This is a genomic window from Aliagarivorans marinus DSM 23064 (genome assembly GCF_000429485.1).
In the GTDB taxonomy this organism is placed as follows: Bacteria; Pseudomonadota; Gammaproteobacteria; order Enterobacterales; family Celerinatantimonadaceae; genus Aliagarivorans; species Aliagarivorans marinus.
In genome coordinates this window covers 331,503-348,903 of sequence record NZ_KE386907.1, presented here as the reverse complement: position 1 = coordinate 348,903, position 17,401 = coordinate 331,503, and the positions used below count along the sequence as shown (strand labels likewise).

Here is a 17,401-nt window from a genome sequence, read left to right as displayed (position 1 = left end):
GTATTATTAGGCTGGTAACAAAATAGTGACGCGGAGTCATCGATGCCACAGTGCAGCCAGGACAGTAGTACAGCAGATTTACAACACACCGATCTCAGCCAGATCTTCGAGGTGATGCCCTCGGGACTCATCTTGCTCGATTTTCGTGGGTTCGTGACCAAAGCCAACAAGGTGGCAAAATCGCTATTGGGCGAGCCGCTTGAAGGGCAACGCTGGATTGACCTTATTCCCAGTCGTTTTTCTCCTCAGGCCGATGATGGTCACGAGTTAAGCTTGGCCAATGGGCGTAAGGTGAAACTCGAGATCTCGCCACTGGCAGACTCCCGCGGCCAACTCATAGTGCTGACCGACCTAACCGAAACCCGTGCGCTACAAAACAATGTGGCGAAGCTTCAACGCTTGTCGGCGCTTGGCAAGATGGTGGCATCACTAGCTCACCAAATTCGAACGCCGTTATCGGCTGCCATTTTATATGGCTCCAACTTGGCAAATCGCACCTTGGCTGAACCGGCACGCAGCAGCTTTCAGGGCAAGCTGATGGACCGGCTCAACGATCTGGAAGCCCAGGTTAACGACATGCTGCTATTTGCTCGCAGTGGTTCAGAGCTGCAGCTTACCGATTTTTCGGTAGATGACCTGCTGGTCCGGCTGGAGCGAGCGATGGAAGCGGCGGCTAACACTAGGCGCGTTAACCTAAAAGTGGTGATGCCAGAAGAGGAGGCCACCATATTGGCGAACCCGCACACCTTGGTGTCAGCACTTTGCAACATCGTCGATAACGCGATAGCGGCAAGTCAGCCACAGCAACAGATTCTAATCCACGCGCATTGCAACGACTCACAACTGAATGTGAGTATCGAAGATCAGGCGGGTGGTATTGCCGAGGCAGATCTGCCGCGGATATTCGAACCTTTCTATACAAAAAAACAAAACGGTACAGGCTTAGGGCTCGCGGTGGTGAAGACGGTCACCCAGGCCCATAACGGGCGTGTTACAGCAACTAACACAGGGAAGGGGGTGCGTTTCGATGTCCAACTTCCTCTTAAAGATGTATCGCCCCGTTTAACTGCAGTAGGAGAACAATAATGACAGCGTCCACTATTCTTATCGTCGAAGATGACGCGGGCTTGCGCGAAGCCCTCGTTGATACCCTTATGTTGTCCGGTTATTCGGTGGTGGAAGCCGATTGCGCCGAGCAAGCACTGATCCGGCTTAACGAACGTGAAGTTGATCTGGTAATCAGCGATATTCAAATGCCGGGTATGGACGGGTTAAACCTACTGAAGAACATCAAGAAACGCTGGTCCACTGTACCTGTGCTCCTGATGACAGCCTACGCAAAGATTGATGATGCGGTAAACGCCATGCGCGATGGTGCGGTTGATTATATCGCTAAGCCGTTTGCGCCCGAGGTGCTGCTTAACCAAGTGAGTCGTTACGCTTCGCCAAGCAAGCCTGAGAACTACTCGCCGGTTTACGGCGACCCGAGCACTGAAAAGCTGCTAAAGCTCGCAGAAAAAGTGGCAGGCTCGGAAGCGTCGGTGTTGATTAGTGGCCCCAGTGGCACCGGTAAGGAAGTGCTGTCGCGTTTTATTCACAATAATTCGCCACGTAAAGACGCCCCGTTTATTGCGATTAACTGTGCCGCCATCCCCGACAATATGCTCGAAGCCACCTTATTTGGTTACGAGAAAGGCGCCTTCACTGGCGCGGTTAAAGCTTGTCCGGGCAAGTTTGAGCTGGCCCAGGGCGGCACTATCCTGCTCGATGAGATCACCGAGATGGACATTAACCTGCAAGCCAAGCTGCTGCGGGTGCTGCAGGAAAAAGAAGTTGAGCGCTTAGGCGGCCGCACGGTAATCCCACTCGATGTTCGGGTACTGGCAACCAGTAACCGCGATATGCGCAGCTATGTGGACGAGGGTAACTTCCGTGAAGATTTGTACTACCGTTTGAACGTGTTCCCACTGCGCTGGAACGCACTTAAGCAGCGACCCGGTGACATTATCCCGCTGGCAGAACACTTGTTAGTCCGCCACCAACCGGATCAACACTTTAGCTTCAGCCCGGATGCGGTACAGAAGCTACTTAGCCACAGCTGGCCGGGCAATGTGCGCGAACTCGATAACGTTATGCAGCGCGCCTTGATTTTGGCCTGTGGCGAGTTGATTGAGGCAGACGATCTGATTATCGAAGGGCTAGGGGATGACGAGTTTCCGACAGCCGCGGCTATCGAGCCGGCAGATATTGTTGCTGAACAAAGTGCTGGCGCTGAGGTGCTAGGGAACGAGTTAAAGTTCCAAGAGCAGCAGATCATTTTGCAAACCTTGAAAGCCTGCAATGGCAAACGTAAGGATGTCGCTGAGCGTTTAGGCATCAGCCCGCGCACCCTACGCTACAAGCTTGCTCGGATCCGCGAATCAGGCGTCGAACTTCCAGCCTAACAGGGCGTCTACAATAAGGGCTTACTTACTGTTTAGTAAAAAAAAGATCCCTCAACTATAGTTTCGCGTATAATGCGCCTCGTATTTTATCGGGCGCATTTCGCTTATTTTTCCTACGGAGGTTCCATGCCCCATTCTGCTCCTGTTGTCACCGTCGACGGTCCAAGTGGCTCAGGCAAGGGCACCTTGTGTCAAAAGTTGGCGCAACACTATCAATGGGCGCTGTTAGACAGCGGTGCTATCTACCGAGTACTGGCACTCGCGGCGATGCATCACAATGTGGCGCTAGATAACGAAGAAGCGCTGAGCTTGTTGGCTTCCCACCTCGATGTTCGCTTTGAGATCCACGGCGATGAAAACGTGGTACTCCTCGAAGGCGAAGACGTCAGCCGAGAACTACGCACCGAGACCACCGGTAACGCCGCATCTAAAGTTGCAGCCTTCCCCCGCGTTCGCGAAGCCTTACTGCGCCGTCAGCGCGCATTTCGTGAAGCGCCAGGCCTGATTGCCGATGGCCGTGATATGGGAACGGTGGTATTTGTTGACGCCCCTGCCAAGATTTTTTTAGACGCCAGTGCCGAAGAGCGTGCCCAGCGTCGCTATAATCAGTTGCAAAGTAAGGGTTTTGACGTTAGCATTGAGCGCCTTTTGAGCGAGATCAAAGAACGTGACCATCGCGATCGCAACCGTAGTGTTGCCCCTTTGGTACCCGCTGAAGACGCATTAGTTATTGATTCAACATCGCTTTCTATTGAGGAAGTGGTGCAGGCGGCGATAGAACATATCGACGCCAAACTAACCCGGTAATCTCCGGGATTTGGAGCACCTGCACAAGGATGAGTGGGTGTATATTAATAACCCCAACTGGCCGGATAGCCAGGTGGACGTTTTTATTTATGTATATTAAACATGACTGAATCTTTTGCTCAACTCTTTGAAGAGTCACTACAGGATCTGGAATTCCGTTCAGGTTCTATCGTTAAAGGTACCGTTGTAGGTATTGAAAATGGCATGGTACTGGTAGACGCAGGCCTTAAGTCTGAGTCTGCTATCCCTGCAGAACAATTCAAGAACGCTGCTGGCGAACTTGAAATTGAAGTAGGTGCTGAAGTAGATGTTGCCCTTGACGCTGTAGAAGATGGTTTCGGTGAAACTCAGCTTTCTCGTGAGAAAGCTAAGCGTCACGAAGCTTGGATCCAGCTTGAAAGTGCTTACGAAGAGCAAGCGACTGTTACCGGTGTAATTAACGGTAAAGTTAAAGGCGGTTTCACTGTTGAAGTTAACAGCATCCGTGCTTTCCTACCTGGTTCTTTGGTTGACGTTCGCCCAGTTCGTGACACTGCTCACCTGGAAGGCAAAGAGCTTGAATTCAAAGTAATCAAGCTAGACCAAAAACGTAACAACGTAGTTGTTTCTCGCCGTGCCGTTATCGAAACCGAAAACAGCGTTGAGCGTGATCAACTTCTAGAGAACCTGCAAGAAGGTCAAGAAGTTAAAGGTATCGTTAAGAACCTTACCGACTACGGTGCGTTCGTTGACCTGGGCGGCGTAGACGGCCTGCTGCACATCACCGACATGGCTTGGAAGCGCGTTAAGCACCCAAGCGAAATCGTAAATGTTGGCGATGAAATCAACGTTAAGGTTCTGAAATTCGACCGTGAGCGTACTCGCGTATCTCTAGGCCTGAAACAACTGGGTGAAGATCCATGGGTAGCAATCGCTAACCGTTACCCAGAAGGTGCTCGTCTGGAAGGTCGTGTAACTAACCTGACTGACTACGGCTGCTTCGTTGAAATCGAAGATGGCGTTGAAGGTCTGGTACACGTTTCTGAAATGGACTGGACCAACAAAAACATTCACCCATCTAAAGTTGTTAACGTGGGTGACCTGGTTGAAGTTATGGTTCTGGACATCGACGAAGAGCGTCGTCGTATTTCTCTGGGTCTTAAGCAGTGTAAAGCTAACCCATGGGAGCTGTTCGCTAGCACCCACGAGAAAGGCGATAAAGTTGCTGGTAAGATCAAGTCTATCACTGACTTTGGTATCTTCATCGGTCTTGACGGCGGCATCGACGGTCTGGTTCACCTGTCTGACATCTCTTGGGATGTTCAAGGTGAAGAAGCGGTTCGCGACTTTAAGAAAGGCGACGAAATCGAAGCTGTTGTTCTGCAAGTTGACGCAGAGCGTGAGCGTATCTCTCTAGGCGTTAAGCAACTGGCTGAAGATCCGTTCAACAACTTCCTGAACGACCTGAAGAAAGGCGCTATCGTAACTGGTACCGTTGCTGAAGTAGACGCGAAAGGCGCAACCATCGAGCTGGCTAACGGCGTTGAAGGTTACCTGCGCGCTGGCGACATCAGCCGTGACCGCGTTGAAGATGCTTCTCAAGTTCTTTCTGCTGGTGAAAGCGTTGAAGCCAAGTTCGTTGGCGTTGACCGCAAGAACCGCGTAATCAGCCTGTCTATCCGTGCGAAAGACGAAGCTGACGAGAAAGAAGCAATGGCTAGCCTGAACAAGCAAGAAGACGCTCAGTTGGGTAACGCTATGGCTGACGCATTCAAATCTGCTTTGAAAGGCGAATAATCAATTTCTCTAAATTGATTTAAGCAATTGAATTATAGGGGGGACTTGTCCCCCCTTAGTTCATTATCTACACTGATTATAGTTTTCTTTAATCATCCGGAGCGTTTTGATGACCAAGTCAGATCTGATCGAGAAGCTTGCCAGTAAACACATCCAGTTCACCAGCAAAGAGGTGGAACTGGCGATAAAGGAAATTTTAGAGCAGATGACTGCCTCCCTGCAGTCTGGAGACCGTATCGAAATCCGCGGTTTCGGCAGTTTTTCTCTTCACTATCGTGCGCCACGTGTTGGCCGCAACCCTAAAACCGGTGAGAAGGTAGAGCTCAACGGTAAACATGTACCTCATTTCAAACCCGGCAAAGAGTTGCGCGAAAGGGTAAACAACTTCTAGCGCGTATTATTCGCGTTGATATGCTGGTTTAATTTAGCGTCATGCTGCATAATTTCCATGGCTTATTTTTAGCGACGGAGTCAGTGTGAGAGCAATAGTTTCACTTTTTCTGCTCGTTGTATTGTTTGTATTAGCGCTGGCCATTGGCGCACAAAATGATGCTGTTGTACGAGTAAACTATCTAATCGCCGAATCAGAATTACGCCTATCTTGGCTGATGGCTGGCTTGTTTATCGCCGGCTTTCTGGCGTGTATGGGTTTTATGTTCGCATTTTATACCAAGTTCCGAGTTCAACAGCTTGGCCTCAAGCGTAAGCTTGCCAAGCAGCAAAAACATATTGCTAAGTTGGAAAGTAGCGCAGCCAAGGGCCACTAATGCTCGGTCTGCTGTTCCTGCTTTTACCGGTTGCGGTGGCTTATGGTTGGTATATGGGGCAGCGCAGCGTTCGTCGTGGACAACAGCATCAAGCCACCCAAGTCTCCAAGCAATATGTCGAAGGCCTCGACCTCCTTCTCTCAAATCAATCTGAAGAGGCGCTCGATCGTTTTATCGAGTTACTGCAAGTTGACGACGAGGCCATCGACACCCATCTAGCGCTGGGCAATCTTTTTCGCCAACGCGGCGAGGTCGATAAAGCTATTCGCATCCACCAAAACCTCATTTCCCGGCAAAATATCTCCATTGAGCAGCGCAACCTAGCTCAGCTCCAGCTTGCTCGAGACTATCTAGCCGCAGGCTTGTTTGACCGCGCTGAGAAGATCTTCCGCATGCTCTTAGAAGAGCCCGAGCAGCGCGCCACCGCCTTATCTGAGCTACTCAACATCTACCAGCAAACGCGAGATTGGCGGATGGCCATTGATGTGGCGCGTAAGATCAGTGCTAAAGACAAGCCTGAGATTACCAACGATGTTGCGCACTTTTACTGCGAGCTGGCGCTAGAGGCGGAGCGGGCAGGGGACTTGCCTCAGGCCAAGAAACATCTAAAGAAGGCACTGTCGGTTGATATTGACTGTACCCGTGCCAGCTTGCATTTAGCGCAGCTATTAGTGGAAGAAAAAGATGACAAACAAGCGCTAAAAGTGTTAAATCGCGTCCCGGAGCAAGATCCTGAGATGTTGCTTGAAGTTGTCCCGCTCTACCAGGCGATTTGCGAGCGCCTGGGGCAGCAGTCACACTACCGTGAGTTTTTGGAGTACTGCTGCAGCAAACTGGATGCCGGCGCCACTGTTATGCTGGCCTTAGCCAGCGAGATACAACAGCAAGAGGGTATCGAGGCCGCGTTAGCGTTCGTTGATCAGCAAATCAAACGCCATCCGACCATGCGCGGCTTCCATCGCCTGATGCAGTATCACAGCGAGTTACTTAAATCGCGCCAGGCTAAGCAGAGCTTGCAAGCCCTGAGTGACTTGGTTAACCAACAACTTCGAGAACGCGCTCAATTTCGTTGTCAGCATTGTGGCTTCTCAAGCCATGCTATTTATTGGCACTGTCCTTCCTGTAAGTCTTGGGGCAGTGTAAAACCAATCCGCGGATTAGACGGAGAATAACCATGCAAGATCCAAAAGTTATTGTGGCACTCGATTATGCTGCGATAGAGCCCTGCCTGAGTTTTGTCGATCAACTAGAGCCTGGCTCTTGTCGACTAAAAGTGGGCAAAGAGATGTTCACTTTGTTCGGCCCAGAGTTGGTTAAACAGCTACACGCCAAAGGCTTCGAAGTATTCTTGGATCTTAAGTTTCACGATATCCCTAACACCGTAGCAAAAGCTGTGGCCGCTGCGGCTGAGTTGGGCGTATGGATGGTCAACGTTCACGCATCAGGTGGCGAGCGGATGATGAAAGCTGCTGCTGAAGCCCTAAAGGCTTATGATAAGGCGCCGAAGCTGATTGCGGTCACTGTGCTTACCAGCATGGAACAACAAGATCTTGAGGGCATCGGCTTGAATGTCGCGCCTGAGCAGCAAGTTCGCCGACTGGCTGCGCTAACCGCTGACTGTGGCTTGGATGGAGTGGTGTGTTCAGCCCAGGAAGCCTCAATGCTCAAAAATGAGCTAGGTGCAGTGTTTAAGCTAGTGACGCCAGGTATTCGTCCAGAAGGCTCGGATAAGGGCGATCAACGCCGCGTGATGACGCCGGTCACCGCTGTTGAAGCAGGCTCTGATTATCTGGTTATTGGTCGTCCGATTACTCAAGCTGCAAACCCTGCTGAGGTATTGGCGCAAATCAATCAAAGTCTTGCTGGTTAGCATTAGCTTGAATAAGCCATTGCACCAAGAATAACACTGCGCCTGTTATGGCGAATATAAGATGCGCGTCGATTGCAACAGGAGCGGCAATCAGACGCGTAATTTGTTCCGAACCACCAAATAATTGTTCAGCGATTAATTTGCTCGACAGCCCCGCTACGATCAAGCTTCCAGTCAGGTAACGCTTAAGCCTTAAATCGTTTAGACCCCAATAGGCGATTAACCCGTGTATCACGCCAGAAAAGCCCACATAGTTACGATAGCTTGAAAATAATAGTGCAGTCCCACCGATTAAGATCAGTACAACTGTTACGCCCGGCCAATGCAAAGGATGCTGGTTGCGTATATAAAACACTGAGAACACTAGCACGAAGGTAATCATGTTCATCAACCAGTGGTTTAGGTTGGTATGCACGAGATGACCAGAAATCAAACGCCAATACTCACCTGCATGGATAGCATTGCGATCCCAACTTAGTTCTTGGGCAAAAGGCAGCAATGCCAGGGTAAGAGAAATAATAGCGAGAAGATAGATATAGCGGCTAAACATAAGGCTGGATGCCCATCTGGATTAGGGAATCATTCAGTGGGGAAGTCGAGATACTATGATTCATGTCACTAATTTGTGACGCGCATAAAAAAGCCCCTTCAAGACAGGGGCTTTTTCGCAAGCGCTTAAATCAAGAAGTCTTCTAGTTTCTTCTCGCCAGCGTCGACGGCTGATTTAATCACTGATGGGGTACGACCTTGGCCGGTCCAGGTTTTTTCTACGCCATTGTCAGTGTAGCGATATTTAGCGGGTAGTGGCTCGCGCTTTTTGCGAGTACCAGTTTTAGCGGTTTCAAGCATTGCCATTAGCTCGTTAGGGTCAATACCATCGCTCTCTAGCATCTCTTTGTACTTCTCAAGCTTTTCACGGTGCTCACGCTCGGCTTCTTCTTTCTCAGCTTCAGCGGCGCGGCGCTCGTCCAAGATAGCCTCTAGCTTGGCAAAGCTTGCTTCAAGCTCTTCAATGCTCAGATCTTTAGTTGCGGCTTTTAAACTACGTGCGTTTGTAAAAACTTTTAAAAAGTCACTCATGATTTACCTTTTTGTCCTTATAGTTATGAGAACATTAATCTCGAAAACAAAGTTAATTCTAAACCTCTATATCTAGATGTCAAACTACACGAGAAGTTCATTTTAAATAAATTTAGATCGTTATTCTTTAAAAGTAGAATGCGCTGACAATATTCTTGTTAGAGTAGTGAATGCACACATCGCTGAAAATACCCATGCAAAAACAGGGAATTTATCCGGGAACAGGCAACAAAGCACAAAAAATGCGATGGTTTCCAAGCCTTCAGTTAGACCCCCTAGGTAGTAAAGAGACTTATGTGGATAGCGCACACTCTTTATATCTTTTTTGGCGGCGAGGATGGCAAATGCAAGAAAGCTGGAGCCGGTTCCCATAAAGCTCCAGATAAGCACACTTGCGGCTAGGGCGTTGGTCTCGGGCTGGGCGAGTGCAAATCCCACCACTACCGCTGAGTAAAAAATAAAGTCGCAGACAATGTCCAGGTAGCCACCATAATCAGTCACGCCGATTCGCCGTGCGAGCGCACCATCTAAACCATCTACAATTCTGTTAATAAGGATAACAAACAGCGCCGCTATATATAGCTGCATGGCGAGTAACGGGACAACCGTCAGTCCGATTAAAAAGCCACTTAAGGTTAATTGATTGGGAGTAACCGATGATTTTTGTAGAAGCGCTGCGGCGTTATTGAGTGGAGTTTTAATAACCTTGATGGCGTAACTATCTAGCACGTTTGTTCCCTGTAAACTAAGCTGCGTTATTAGTACGCAACATAACACACTTCATTATGGGGAAGGTGGCTGTGCACCCGCTTTCTCACAGGAAAGTGTTTTGAGACAGAAATCACAAATAGTAAGAGACTTTTTGTGATCAAACGCGTATAGTTCGCCTCTTTTTTTCAAAAACGGGTAAAAAATGTCTGAAACCAGCCGTGTGACGTTTGAGCAATTTGCTTTGCCGCACTCCATTCTAAAGGCGATATCTGAAATCGGATTTGAGACGCCATCTCCCATTCAGGAAAAAACCATCCCTTTATTGTTGGAAGGCAACGACGTACTCGGACTGGCACAGACTGGTACCGGTAAAACCGCAGCCTTTGCCTTGCCGCTGCTGGCAAATATTGACTGTCAAAGCAACGATGTGCAACTACTTGTATTAGCGCCTACCCGTGAACTGGCTAATCAGGTGTGTGAAGCCATCGAGAGCTTTAGTCAGTACCTAAAAGGCCTTAAGGTCCTAGCGCTGTACGGTGGTTCTGACTACGGTTCTCAGCTGCGCGCCTTGCGTAAGGGCCCTCAGGTTATCGTGGGTACACCGGGGCGTCTGATTGATCACTTGGATCGTGGCAAGCTTAAGCTAAACAACTTGAAAGCGCTGGTACTTGATGAAGCCGATGAAATGCTACGCATGGGTTTTATCGACGACGTTGAACGCATTATGCGTGATACCCCTGAAGATCGTCAGACTGCACTGTTCTCTGCCACCATGCCGCCAGCCATCCGTAAGCTGACCAGCAGCTACATGAGCGATCCGGTAGAAGTTAAGATTGCCGCCAAGACCCAAACCGTGAGCAATATTGAACAGCGCTACTGGCGTGTGGGTGGTCTGAATAAGTTCGAAGCACTGGCGCGCATCCTGGAAGTACAAACCGAAGGCGCTAGCATCATCTTCTCTCGCACCAAAAGTGGTACCGCTGAGCTGGCTGAAAAGCTTGAGGCTCGTGGATTCCGTTCGGCAGCGCTAAATGGTGATATGAACCAGCATTTGCGTGAGCGCACCGTAGAGCGCCTAAAAAGCGGTCAGATCGATGTGGTGGTAGCGACCGATGTAGCTGCCCGTGGTCTGGACGTAGAGCGCATTACCTTGGTGGTGAACTACGACATCCCATTCGATGCAGAAGCCTATGTACACCGAATTGGCCGTACCGGCCGTGCGGGTCGTTCGGGTAAAGCGATCTTGTTTGTCGGCGGTCGCGAGCAGCGCCTGTTGCGCAACATCGAGCGTACCACCCGTCATCGCATTGAAGAGATGCAGCTGCCTTCACGCGAAGAGATTGAAACCCACCGCATCAAGGCGTTTGAAGCGAAACTGGCGAGTATTGCTGAGCAACAGCAAGATCTGTCTGACTATCAGGAAATTGCCACTAACTTGGCAGCTAGCCTGAACATCTCAGAGATTGAGCTGGCGACCCTGCTACTGATGAAGGCGCAAAGCGGTCGTCCGTTCAAGCTACCACCAGACCCACAGCGTCGCGACAAGCGCGAGCCGCGTGAAGGTCGTGGCCGCCGTGATGAGCGTGCACCACGCCGCGAGCGCAGCGAGCGCGGCGGCGAACGCGGTGAACGCCGCAGCCGTCGTCGCTCTGATATGGATATGGAAACCTACCGCATCGATGCAGGCCGTTCACATGGTGTTCAAATCAAACATATTGTGGGTGCCATCGCCAACGAAGCGGATATCAGCAGTGAATACATCGGCCATATCCAGCTGTTTGATGAGCACTCAACCGTAGAGCTGCCTACCGGCATGCCAGAAGGTGTATTCAAGCACCTACGCCGCAGCTATGTACGTTCGCGCCCAATGCGCATTGAGAAGTACAAGCCGTAACAAGCGCTAAGTCTCAGAGAAAAAAGGTGGATCTTGATCCACCTTTTTTTATACTGCGATTAACTCATTCCTAGCCCCAGACTCTGATGGCCCTTATTAATCGCGCTCGGCTATTACTCTCTTTATTTATTCTCTCTCCAGTGTTCGCCGCTGAGCCAGTCCCTGAACCAGTCGTTGAGCAGGCACTGATTGCCTACATCGGACCTTCTGGCAGTCAACACAGTCAGTTATTGATGACGCCAGCCAGTACCCTCAAGCTGTTAACTGCTACCGCTGCCACCAAAGTGCTTGGCAGTGACTTTCGTTTTACTACCCAGCTGAGCTATCAAAACCAGCAAGTGCATTTGCATATGTCTGGTGATCCCAGCTTCAGCTCAGAAGCGCTAGGCAGTCTGCTTCGCCAATACAGGGACAGCTCGGGTAAGCAAATCAAGCGTTTTTTGATTGAAACAGGGCGCTACCAAGGCCACACCCGTGCCAGAGGTCAGCTTTGGAACGATATGGGTATGTGCTTCGCCTCACCGGTATCGAGCCTGACCATCGATGGAAACTGTATTGATGGCAGCGTGACACCGGCAGCGGTTGGCCAACCGGCCCGACTTAAAAGCGGTGACGCTGGTGTGGTGAACTTGGTGGGCGAAGTGATGACTGTTGCCAGTGAGCAGCGTGATTGCGAGGTCAACTTGCATATCGAGCCCGATAACCGCTATCGCCTCAGCGGCTGTCGAAATGTTGATAAAGGTGTCTTGCCATTGCGCTTTTCGATAAACGATGAACGGGCATACTTTGTCACCAAGCTGCAGCGCCAGCTGCGCGCCTTAGGCATGAGTGTGGGCAGTGTGGAGTTTGTCGACTCGCTGCCAGTGCTTACCCATACAGTGACGCATCATTCAGAGCCCCTGCCGGTGTTACTAGAAGAGGTACTGCAGGATTCAAACAATCTATATGCCGATGCCTTGTTCCGTCAGCTCGCTAATCAGCAAGGCAGGACGAGTACTTATACAGCGGCGGCCGATGTGATGAAAACCTCCCTTGCGGAGCTAGGCCTTCCGACGGAGCGTTTGGTGATACGCGATGGCTCAGGTCTGTCGCGCGAGAACTTGGTCAGTGCTGATTTCTTAGTGGCGCTACTGCAGACGTGGCAACACGACTCTGAGCTACAGCCCTTGATTGCGCTGCTGCCTGTATCCGGAGAATCCGGCACATTGAAGTATCGCCGTAGTGTGCGCTATGAGCCGCTTAAATCGGCGATCTACGCCAAAAGTGGCTATGTGGATGGGGTAATTAATCTGGCCGGCTTTATCAAAGTGGGCGATCACATGCTGCCCTTTGCCCACCTTTCTAATGGTGTGGCGCTCAGTCGTGAGTTGCGTGACGATGTGCGCGCCCGTCGGGTGGTTCATCCGATCTTACAACAAGAGCGGCGCTGGCTTGAAAAACAATTGTCATACAATAGCGAGCTGGCCGCCTCATCAAATAAATCAAATCTAGATTAAATAAACGCTAATTTGCTTATCTTTCGACTAAAAATTCAGGGTTGTTGCTCAAAAAGTAGCAATTAACACTGCGGTTTGAGGATCGGGTAGCGTATATCACTTATTATTTTCTTTGCAGTTAGGGATAAATCTGTAAACACAACATAAGAGAAAATAATGAGTAACAACACATCTGTAAGCGGCCGCTGGTCGAGTAACTTTGCTTACATCTTAGCGGCGACAGGTGCCGCAGTAGGCTTGGGAAACATCTGGCGTTTCCCTTACATCATGGGCGAGCACGGTGGTGGCGCCTTCGTTCTGGTTTATCTGATTTGTATCGCGCTGATTGGCGTGCCAGTGATGATGGCCGAAGTGTACATCGGTAAACAGGGCCGCTCTACGCCCGCCAACGCCATGGCAAAAGTTGCCGAGGCGCACGGTCGCTCACGCCACTGGGGCATGATTGGCGGTATGGGCGTACTAGCAGGCTTCTTAATCCTCAGCTTCTACGTAGTGATCGCCGGTTGGGCGGTAGCCTATGTCGGTAAGTCGGTTACTGGTGAAATTGCCGCTGCCGCTGGCGACGCCGATGCTGTAGGCGCGTTGTTCGGTGCACTGCTAGCTGACCCTTGGCAGCTGATCCTGTGGTCAAGTATTGTGACCTTCGGTACTGCCGGTATTCTGGCTAAGGGCGTTAATAAAGGTTTGGAGAAGAGTATCTCCATGCTAATGCCTGCACTGTTCATCCTGTTGGCCATCGTGATGGTCTACGCAGCGGCCACCGGTGCTTTCGGTGAAGCTGCCCGCTTTATGTTCTACCCTGATTTCTCCAAGCTCACGGTACAAGGCGTGCTGATTGCTTTGGGTCACGCGTTCTTCACGCTGAGCCTGTCTTCAGGGATCATGATCATGTACGGCGCCTACCTGCCAGAAGGCACCTCCATCACCAAGACCTCGTTTGCAATTGCAGCAATGGACACCTTGGTGGCGCTGATGGCTGGCTTGGCCATCTACCCAATCGTATTCGCCAATGGCATTGAGCCTGGCGCCGGTCCGGGTCTGCTGTTCGTATCACTGCCAATCGCCTTCGGAACCATGCCGCTGGGTAGCCTGGTATCAACCCTGTTCTTCGCCATGATTGTAGTGGCTGCATTCACCTCGGCGATGGCGCTGATGGAATCTGCGGCGGCGTATCTGGTAGAGCGTCGTGGCTTTGAGCGTGCTAAAGCGAGCTGGACTGCCGGTACCGTAATTTGGGTAATGAGTCTGCTAACCGTTGCCTCGTTCACCGAGCAAGAGTGGGTGAGCATTACCCTAATGGGTTGGGAGACTAACTTCTTTGGCGTTATCGACAAGCTTACCGAAGCGGTGATGTTGCCACTGGGCGGCTTGCTTGTAGCGGTATTTGTTGGCTGGGTAATGTGTGAAGATCTCTTAGAGAAGAGCATGGCGATGAGCAAGAACAATTGGAATTACTTCTTCGGTTGTTTGAAGTACGTAGCGCCAGTTGCAATTAGCGTAGTGTTTTTTAACGCCTTCCGCTAAACCAAGCTGTATTTCGATAAAAGCCTGCGTTTTTGCGCAGGCTTTTTTTGCTATAGTGAGCGCCTAAGTGTTTCTAAAGGAATGATCATGCAGCCAAAAGCCAAATTTCGTGCTGATTATCAGGGCCCCGCGTTTACCATCGATAGCGTCGCTCTGGACTTCTACCTCGACCCTGCTTCGACCCGGGTTACAGCACGTTCCTTGGTTCGTCGTATCGCTGACGGTCCTCTGTGCCTCGATGGCGAACAGCTTCAATTGCTAAGCCTGAAAATTGATGGCCAGGATTACAGCGAGTTTGAACACAACGCCCAAGGGCAGCTAGAGCTGAAATCGGTGCCCGAGCAGTTTGAACTTGAGATTGTTACTGAGATTGCCCCAGCTGAGAACAAAGCGTTAGAAGGGCTGTATCTCTCTGGCGATGCCTACTGCACCCAATGTGAAGCCGAGGGCTTCCGCCGGATTACCTACTTCTTGGACCGCCCTGATGTGCTGGCCAAGTACACCACCACCGTGCACGCACCCAAAGCGAACTTTCCGTTCCTGCTGTCCAACGGCAACAAGGTAGACAGCGGGGAAGGGGAGAACGGCTATCACTGGGTACGCTGGGAAGACCCGTTCCCGAAACCGAGCTATTTGTTTGCGCTGGTTGCAGGCGATTTCGACTTGATGGAAGACAGCTTTACCACCCGCTCTGGCCGAGAGGTGGCACTGCAACTGTTCGTTGACCGGGGCAACCTGGATCGCGCCGATCACGCCATGCTGTCGCTTAAAAATGCTATGGCCTGGGACGAACAGCGCTTTGGTCTGGAGTACGACCTCGATATCTACATGATCGTTGCGGTGGACTTCTTCAACATGGGCGCCATGGAGAACAAAGGGCTTAATGTCTTTAACTCTAAGTATGTGCTGGCCAATAAAGCCACTGCGACCGATAGCGACTTCTTGGGCATTGAGGCAGTAATCGGCCACGAGTACTTCCATAACTGGACTGGCAACCGTATTACCTGCCGCGATTGGTTCCAGCTGTCGCTCAAAGAGGGCTTAACGGTATTTCGCGATCAAGAGTTCAGCTCTGATCTCGGCTCACGCGCGGTTAACCGCATCAAGAACGTGCGGATCTTGCGTGGCCACCAATTTGCCGAAGACGCGGGGCCAATGGCGCACCCGATCCGACCTGACAAAGTCATCGAGATGAATAACTTCTACACCCTGACGGTGTATGAGAAGGGCTCAGAAGTAATCCGCATGCTGCACACCTTACTTGGCGAGCAGGCCTTCCAAAAGGGCATGCAGCTGTATGTGAAGCGCCACGATGGCCAGGCGGTGACCTGTGATGATTTCGTCGCTGCGATGCAAGATGCCAGCGGGGTCGACCTCACACTGTTTAAACGCTGGTACAGCCAAAGCGGTACCCCGGTGGTGAGCCTGTCGGGTCACTACGATTTGGCCAATAAGCGCTACACCCTCGAGCTGAGTCAGCGCACACCGGTCACCGCCGATCAACAAGATAAACTGCCGCTACATATTCCCGTTTCTATTGAGCTGCTGAGCGCCGATGGCGAGAGCATTCCGCTATCGGTGGATGGTGCCGAGGTATCGCCGGTGCTGCATCTCACCGAAGAGCGCCAAAGCTGGGAGTTCGACAACGTTGGCAGCAAGCCGGTGGTCGTCGCGCTGCAAGATTTCTCCGCACCAGTGCGTTTGGAGAGCAACTACAGCTTTGCCGAGTTGATGCATATTGTGGAGCACGCCCACAACAGCTTCGCCCGTTGGGATGCCATGCAGAGCATCGTGGTAATGTGGATGCAAGAAGCGGTAGGCGTATTGCAAGCCGGTGAGCAGCTACGTATTCCCGCTGAGCTTATCAGCTTGGTTGAGAGTATCCTGCAGCAATCGATGGACGCCGCCTTTAAAGCGGAGCTGCTCACGCTACCGAGTGAATCGGAGCTGGCCGATAGCTTCGATGAAGTAGATATTGATGCGATTGCCACCGCGCGCGACTTCTTGTTCGAGAGCCTGGCTGAGTCGCTGGATGCCCAGTTTGAGCAGCTCGAGCTAGAGTGCCAAAAACACGACCAACAAAGCCTCAATCATGCCGATATGGGCTGGCGCGCGCTGCGTGGCGTGTGTCTGGTCTATCTGGGCTTTAGCAAGCCGGGCCTGATTGTCGATGTCTACCAAAACAGCCATCTAATGACCGATAAACTGGCGGCGCTGGGCGCGGCGAACCGGGCGAAGATAGCCGAGCGCGATGCCATGTTTGGCGATTACGAGCAGCAGTGGCAGCACGATGGGCTGGTGATGGATAAGTGGTTTAGCCTGCAAGCCTGTCAGCACCGTGACGATGTGTTGCTGCGGGTACGCGAGCTGATGAGCCACCCAAGCTTCAGCTTCGATAACCCCAATCGCTTGCGCTCGCTGGTAGGCGCATTCTGTGCGGCCAACCCGCGGCACTTCCACGCGAAAGATGGTTCGGGCTATGCGTTTCTTGGCGAGATCTTGACCCGTTTGAATAGCAGTAATCCGCAGGTCGCAGCGCGCTTGATTACTCCGCTAATTCAAACCAAGAAGCTTGATTCGGCCCGTAAGACGCTGATTATCAAGCAGCTGAAGAAGCTGCTGGCGCTGCCCGATCTGAGCAAAGACCTGTTCGAGAAAGTCGATAAGGCACTGGCTCAGTTGCAGGAGTAGGCGCGGCGTTTACGCTTAGCGAATAGTAAGTAGCAAATAAGGGGAGCATTGCTCCCCTGGATTATTCCATGAAGCAATTTCATTTCTCTATGCGCATCTCGTATCAGGATTTTGAAGCGGTCTATACCGGTGCTGCCAGTAATGTGTTGGTCACCGATATTTACGGTAAACGTATTCAGATCCCGGCGCTGCGTTTTTTGCCATTTTTGGCCCCCACTGGCATTGTCGGTTCGTTCACCTTAACGGTTGATGACAACAATAAGTTTGTCTCCTTGAAACGCCGCTAAGCCCCTGATTCAAATATACTTCACACTTTAGTATCAGGGCCGGGAAAAACCTCG

16 protein-coding genes are annotated in these 17,401 nt (G+C 51.2%); 13 read left to right on the top strand and 3 right to left on the bottom strand.

Features of this window, described 5'->3' with window-relative positions; all coding sequences use genetic code 11:
• Positions 1-42: 42 nt before the first annotated feature.
• The 8 genes from G461_RS24460 to pyrF all read left to right on the top strand — a co-directional run bounded on the left by G461_RS24460 (position 43) and on the right by pyrF (position 7,664).
• Positions 43-1,086, top strand: coding sequence for a sensor histidine kinase (locus G461_RS24460; RefSeq protein ID WP_051333610.1), 1,044 nt, complete (start codon positions 43-45; stop codon positions 1,084-1,086).
• The gene (locus G461_RS0115975; protein ID WP_026972589.1) at positions 1,086-2,444 is read left to right on the top strand and encodes a sigma-54-dependent transcriptional regulator; all 1,359 of its coding nucleotides are present in this window, start codon (positions 1,086-1,088) and stop codon (positions 2,442-2,444) included. The genes G461_RS24460 and G461_RS0115975 overlap by 1 nt, the downstream gene beginning before the upstream one ends.
• Positions 2,445-2,570: 126 nt before the next feature.
• The gene (gene cmk / locus G461_RS0115970; RefSeq protein WP_026958003.1) at positions 2,571-3,251 is read left to right on the top strand and encodes a (d)CMP kinase; all 681 of its coding nucleotides are present in this window, start codon (positions 2,571-2,573) and stop codon (positions 3,249-3,251) included.
• Between the two features lie 102 nt (positions 3,252-3,353).
• Entirely contained in the window at positions 3,354-5,027 is a 1,674-nt protein-coding gene (gene rpsA / locus G461_RS0115965; protein ID WP_026958002.1) for a 30S ribosomal protein S1, read from the top strand.
• A 109-nt stretch (positions 5,028-5,136) separates the two neighbouring features.
• Positions 5,137-5,418 (top strand): integration host factor subunit beta, encoded by a 282-nt coding sequence (locus G461_RS0115960; protein WP_026958001.1) that lies wholly within the window; start codon positions 5,137-5,139, stop codon positions 5,416-5,418.
• Positions 5,419-5,503: 85 nt separating this feature from the next.
• The gene (locus G461_RS24455) at positions 5,504-5,794 is read left to right on the top strand and encodes a LapA family protein (RefSeq protein ID WP_169720142.1); all 291 of its coding nucleotides are present in this window, start codon (positions 5,504-5,506) and stop codon (positions 5,792-5,794) included.
• On the top strand, positions 5,794-6,966 hold the full coding sequence (gene lapB, locus G461_RS0115950; RefSeq protein WP_026972588.1) for a lipopolysaccharide assembly protein LapB: 1,173 nt from the start codon (positions 5,794-5,796) through the stop codon (positions 6,964-6,966). Before G461_RS24455 ends, lapB begins: the two co-directional genes overlap by 1 nt.
• Positions 6,967-6,968: 2 nt before the next feature.
• Entirely contained in the window at positions 6,969-7,664 is a 696-nt protein-coding gene (gene pyrF / locus G461_RS0115945) for an orotidine-5'-phosphate decarboxylase (RefSeq protein WP_026972587.1), read from the top strand.
• Here the strand turns inward: pyrF and rrtA are convergent.
• From rrtA to G461_RS0115930, 3 genes are all read right to left on the bottom strand, one after another.
• On the bottom strand, positions 7,642-8,214 hold the full coding sequence (gene rrtA / locus G461_RS24450; protein ID WP_051333609.1) for a rhombosortase: 573 nt from the start codon (positions 8,212-8,214) through the stop codon (positions 7,642-7,644). The two genes, pyrF and rrtA, sit on opposite strands and share 23 nt — an antisense overlap.
• Positions 8,215-8,339: 125 nt before the next feature.
• On the bottom strand, positions 8,340-8,744 hold the full coding sequence (locus G461_RS0115935) for an H-NS family histone-like protein (RefSeq protein WP_026957997.1): 405 nt from the start codon (positions 8,742-8,744) through the stop codon (positions 8,340-8,342).
• Positions 8,745-8,864: 120 nt separating this feature from the next.
• A complete protein-coding gene (locus G461_RS0115930) occupies positions 8,865-9,473 on the bottom strand; it encodes a CDP-alcohol phosphatidyltransferase family protein (RefSeq protein ID WP_026972586.1) in 609 nt (202 codons plus the stop codon).
• Between the two features lie 184 nt (positions 9,474-9,657).
• Here G461_RS0115930 and G461_RS0115925 point away from each other — a divergent pair, with 184 nt between their 5' ends.
• From G461_RS0115925 to G461_RS0115905, 5 genes are all read left to right on the top strand, one after another.
• On the top strand, positions 9,658-11,349 hold the full coding sequence (locus G461_RS0115925) for a DEAD/DEAH box helicase (protein ID WP_026972585.1): 1,692 nt from the start codon (positions 9,658-9,660) through the stop codon (positions 11,347-11,349).
• Positions 11,350-11,435: 86 nt separating this feature from the next.
• The gene (gene dacB / locus G461_RS0115920) at positions 11,436-12,845 is read left to right on the top strand and encodes a D-alanyl-D-alanine carboxypeptidase/D-alanyl-D-alanine endopeptidase (RefSeq protein ID WP_084429301.1); all 1,410 of its coding nucleotides are present in this window, start codon (positions 11,436-11,438) and stop codon (positions 12,843-12,845) included.
• Between the two features lie 156 nt (positions 12,846-13,001).
• Complete coding sequence (locus G461_RS0115915; RefSeq protein ID WP_026972583.1) at positions 13,002-14,369, top strand: sodium-dependent transporter; 1,368 nt, start codon at positions 13,002-13,004, stop codon at positions 14,367-14,369.
• Between the two features lie 81 nt (positions 14,370-14,450).
• Positions 14,451-17,060, top strand: a complete 2,610-nt coding sequence (pepN, locus tag G461_RS0115910) for an aminopeptidase N (RefSeq protein WP_026972582.1) — start codon at positions 14,451-14,453, stop codon at positions 17,058-17,060.
• A 68-nt stretch (positions 17,061-17,128) separates the two neighbouring features.
• Positions 17,129-17,347 (top strand): DUF2835 domain-containing protein, encoded by a 219-nt coding sequence (locus G461_RS0115905; RefSeq protein WP_026972581.1) that lies wholly within the window; start codon positions 17,129-17,131, stop codon positions 17,345-17,347.
• Positions 17,348-17,401 lie beyond the last annotated feature (54 nt).

Bases quoted from the DNA above. Each gene is read 5' to 3' on its own strand.
- G461_RS24460 (WP_051333610.1), top strand. From the start codon at position 43: ATGCCACAGTGCAGCCAGGACAGTAGTACAGCAGATTTACAACACACC.
- G461_RS0115975 (WP_026972589.1), top strand. From the start codon at position 1,086: ATGACAGCGTCCACTATTCTTATCGTCGAAGATGACGCGGGCTTGCGC.
- cmk (WP_026958003.1), top strand. From the start codon at position 2,571: ATGCCCCATTCTGCTCCTGTTGTCACCGTCGACGGTCCAAGTGGCTCA.
- rpsA (WP_026958002.1), top strand. From the start codon at position 3,354: ATGACTGAATCTTTTGCTCAACTCTTTGAAGAGTCACTACAGGATCTG.
- G461_RS0115960 (WP_026958001.1), top strand. From the start codon at position 5,137: ATGACCAAGTCAGATCTGATCGAGAAGCTTGCCAGTAAACACATCCAG.
- lapB (WP_026972588.1), top strand. From the start codon at position 5,794: ATGCTCGGTCTGCTGTTCCTGCTTTTACCGGTTGCGGTGGCTTATGGT.
- pyrF (WP_026972587.1), top strand. From the start codon at position 6,969: ATGCAAGATCCAAAAGTTATTGTGGCACTCGATTATGCTGCGATAGAG.
- rrtA (WP_051333609.1), bottom strand. From the start codon at position 8,214: ATGTTTAGCCGCTATATCTATCTTCTCGCTATTATTTCTCTTACCCTG.
- G461_RS0115935 (WP_026957997.1), bottom strand. From the start codon at position 8,744: ATGAGTGACTTTTTAAAAGTTTTTACAAACGCACGTAGTTTAAAAGCC.
- G461_RS0115925 (WP_026972585.1), top strand. From the start codon at position 9,658: ATGTCTGAAACCAGCCGTGTGACGTTTGAGCAATTTGCTTTGCCGCAC.
- dacB (WP_084429301.1), top strand. From the start codon at position 11,436: ATGGCCCTTATTAATCGCGCTCGGCTATTACTCTCTTTATTTATTCTC.
- G461_RS0115915 (WP_026972583.1), top strand. From the start codon at position 13,002: ATGAGTAACAACACATCTGTAAGCGGCCGCTGGTCGAGTAACTTTGCT.
- pepN (WP_026972582.1), top strand. From the start codon at position 14,451: ATGATCATGCAGCCAAAAGCCAAATTTCGTGCTGATTATCAGGGCCCC.
- G461_RS0115905 (WP_026972581.1), top strand. From the start codon at position 17,129: ATGAAGCAATTTCATTTCTCTATGCGCATCTCGTATCAGGATTTTGAA.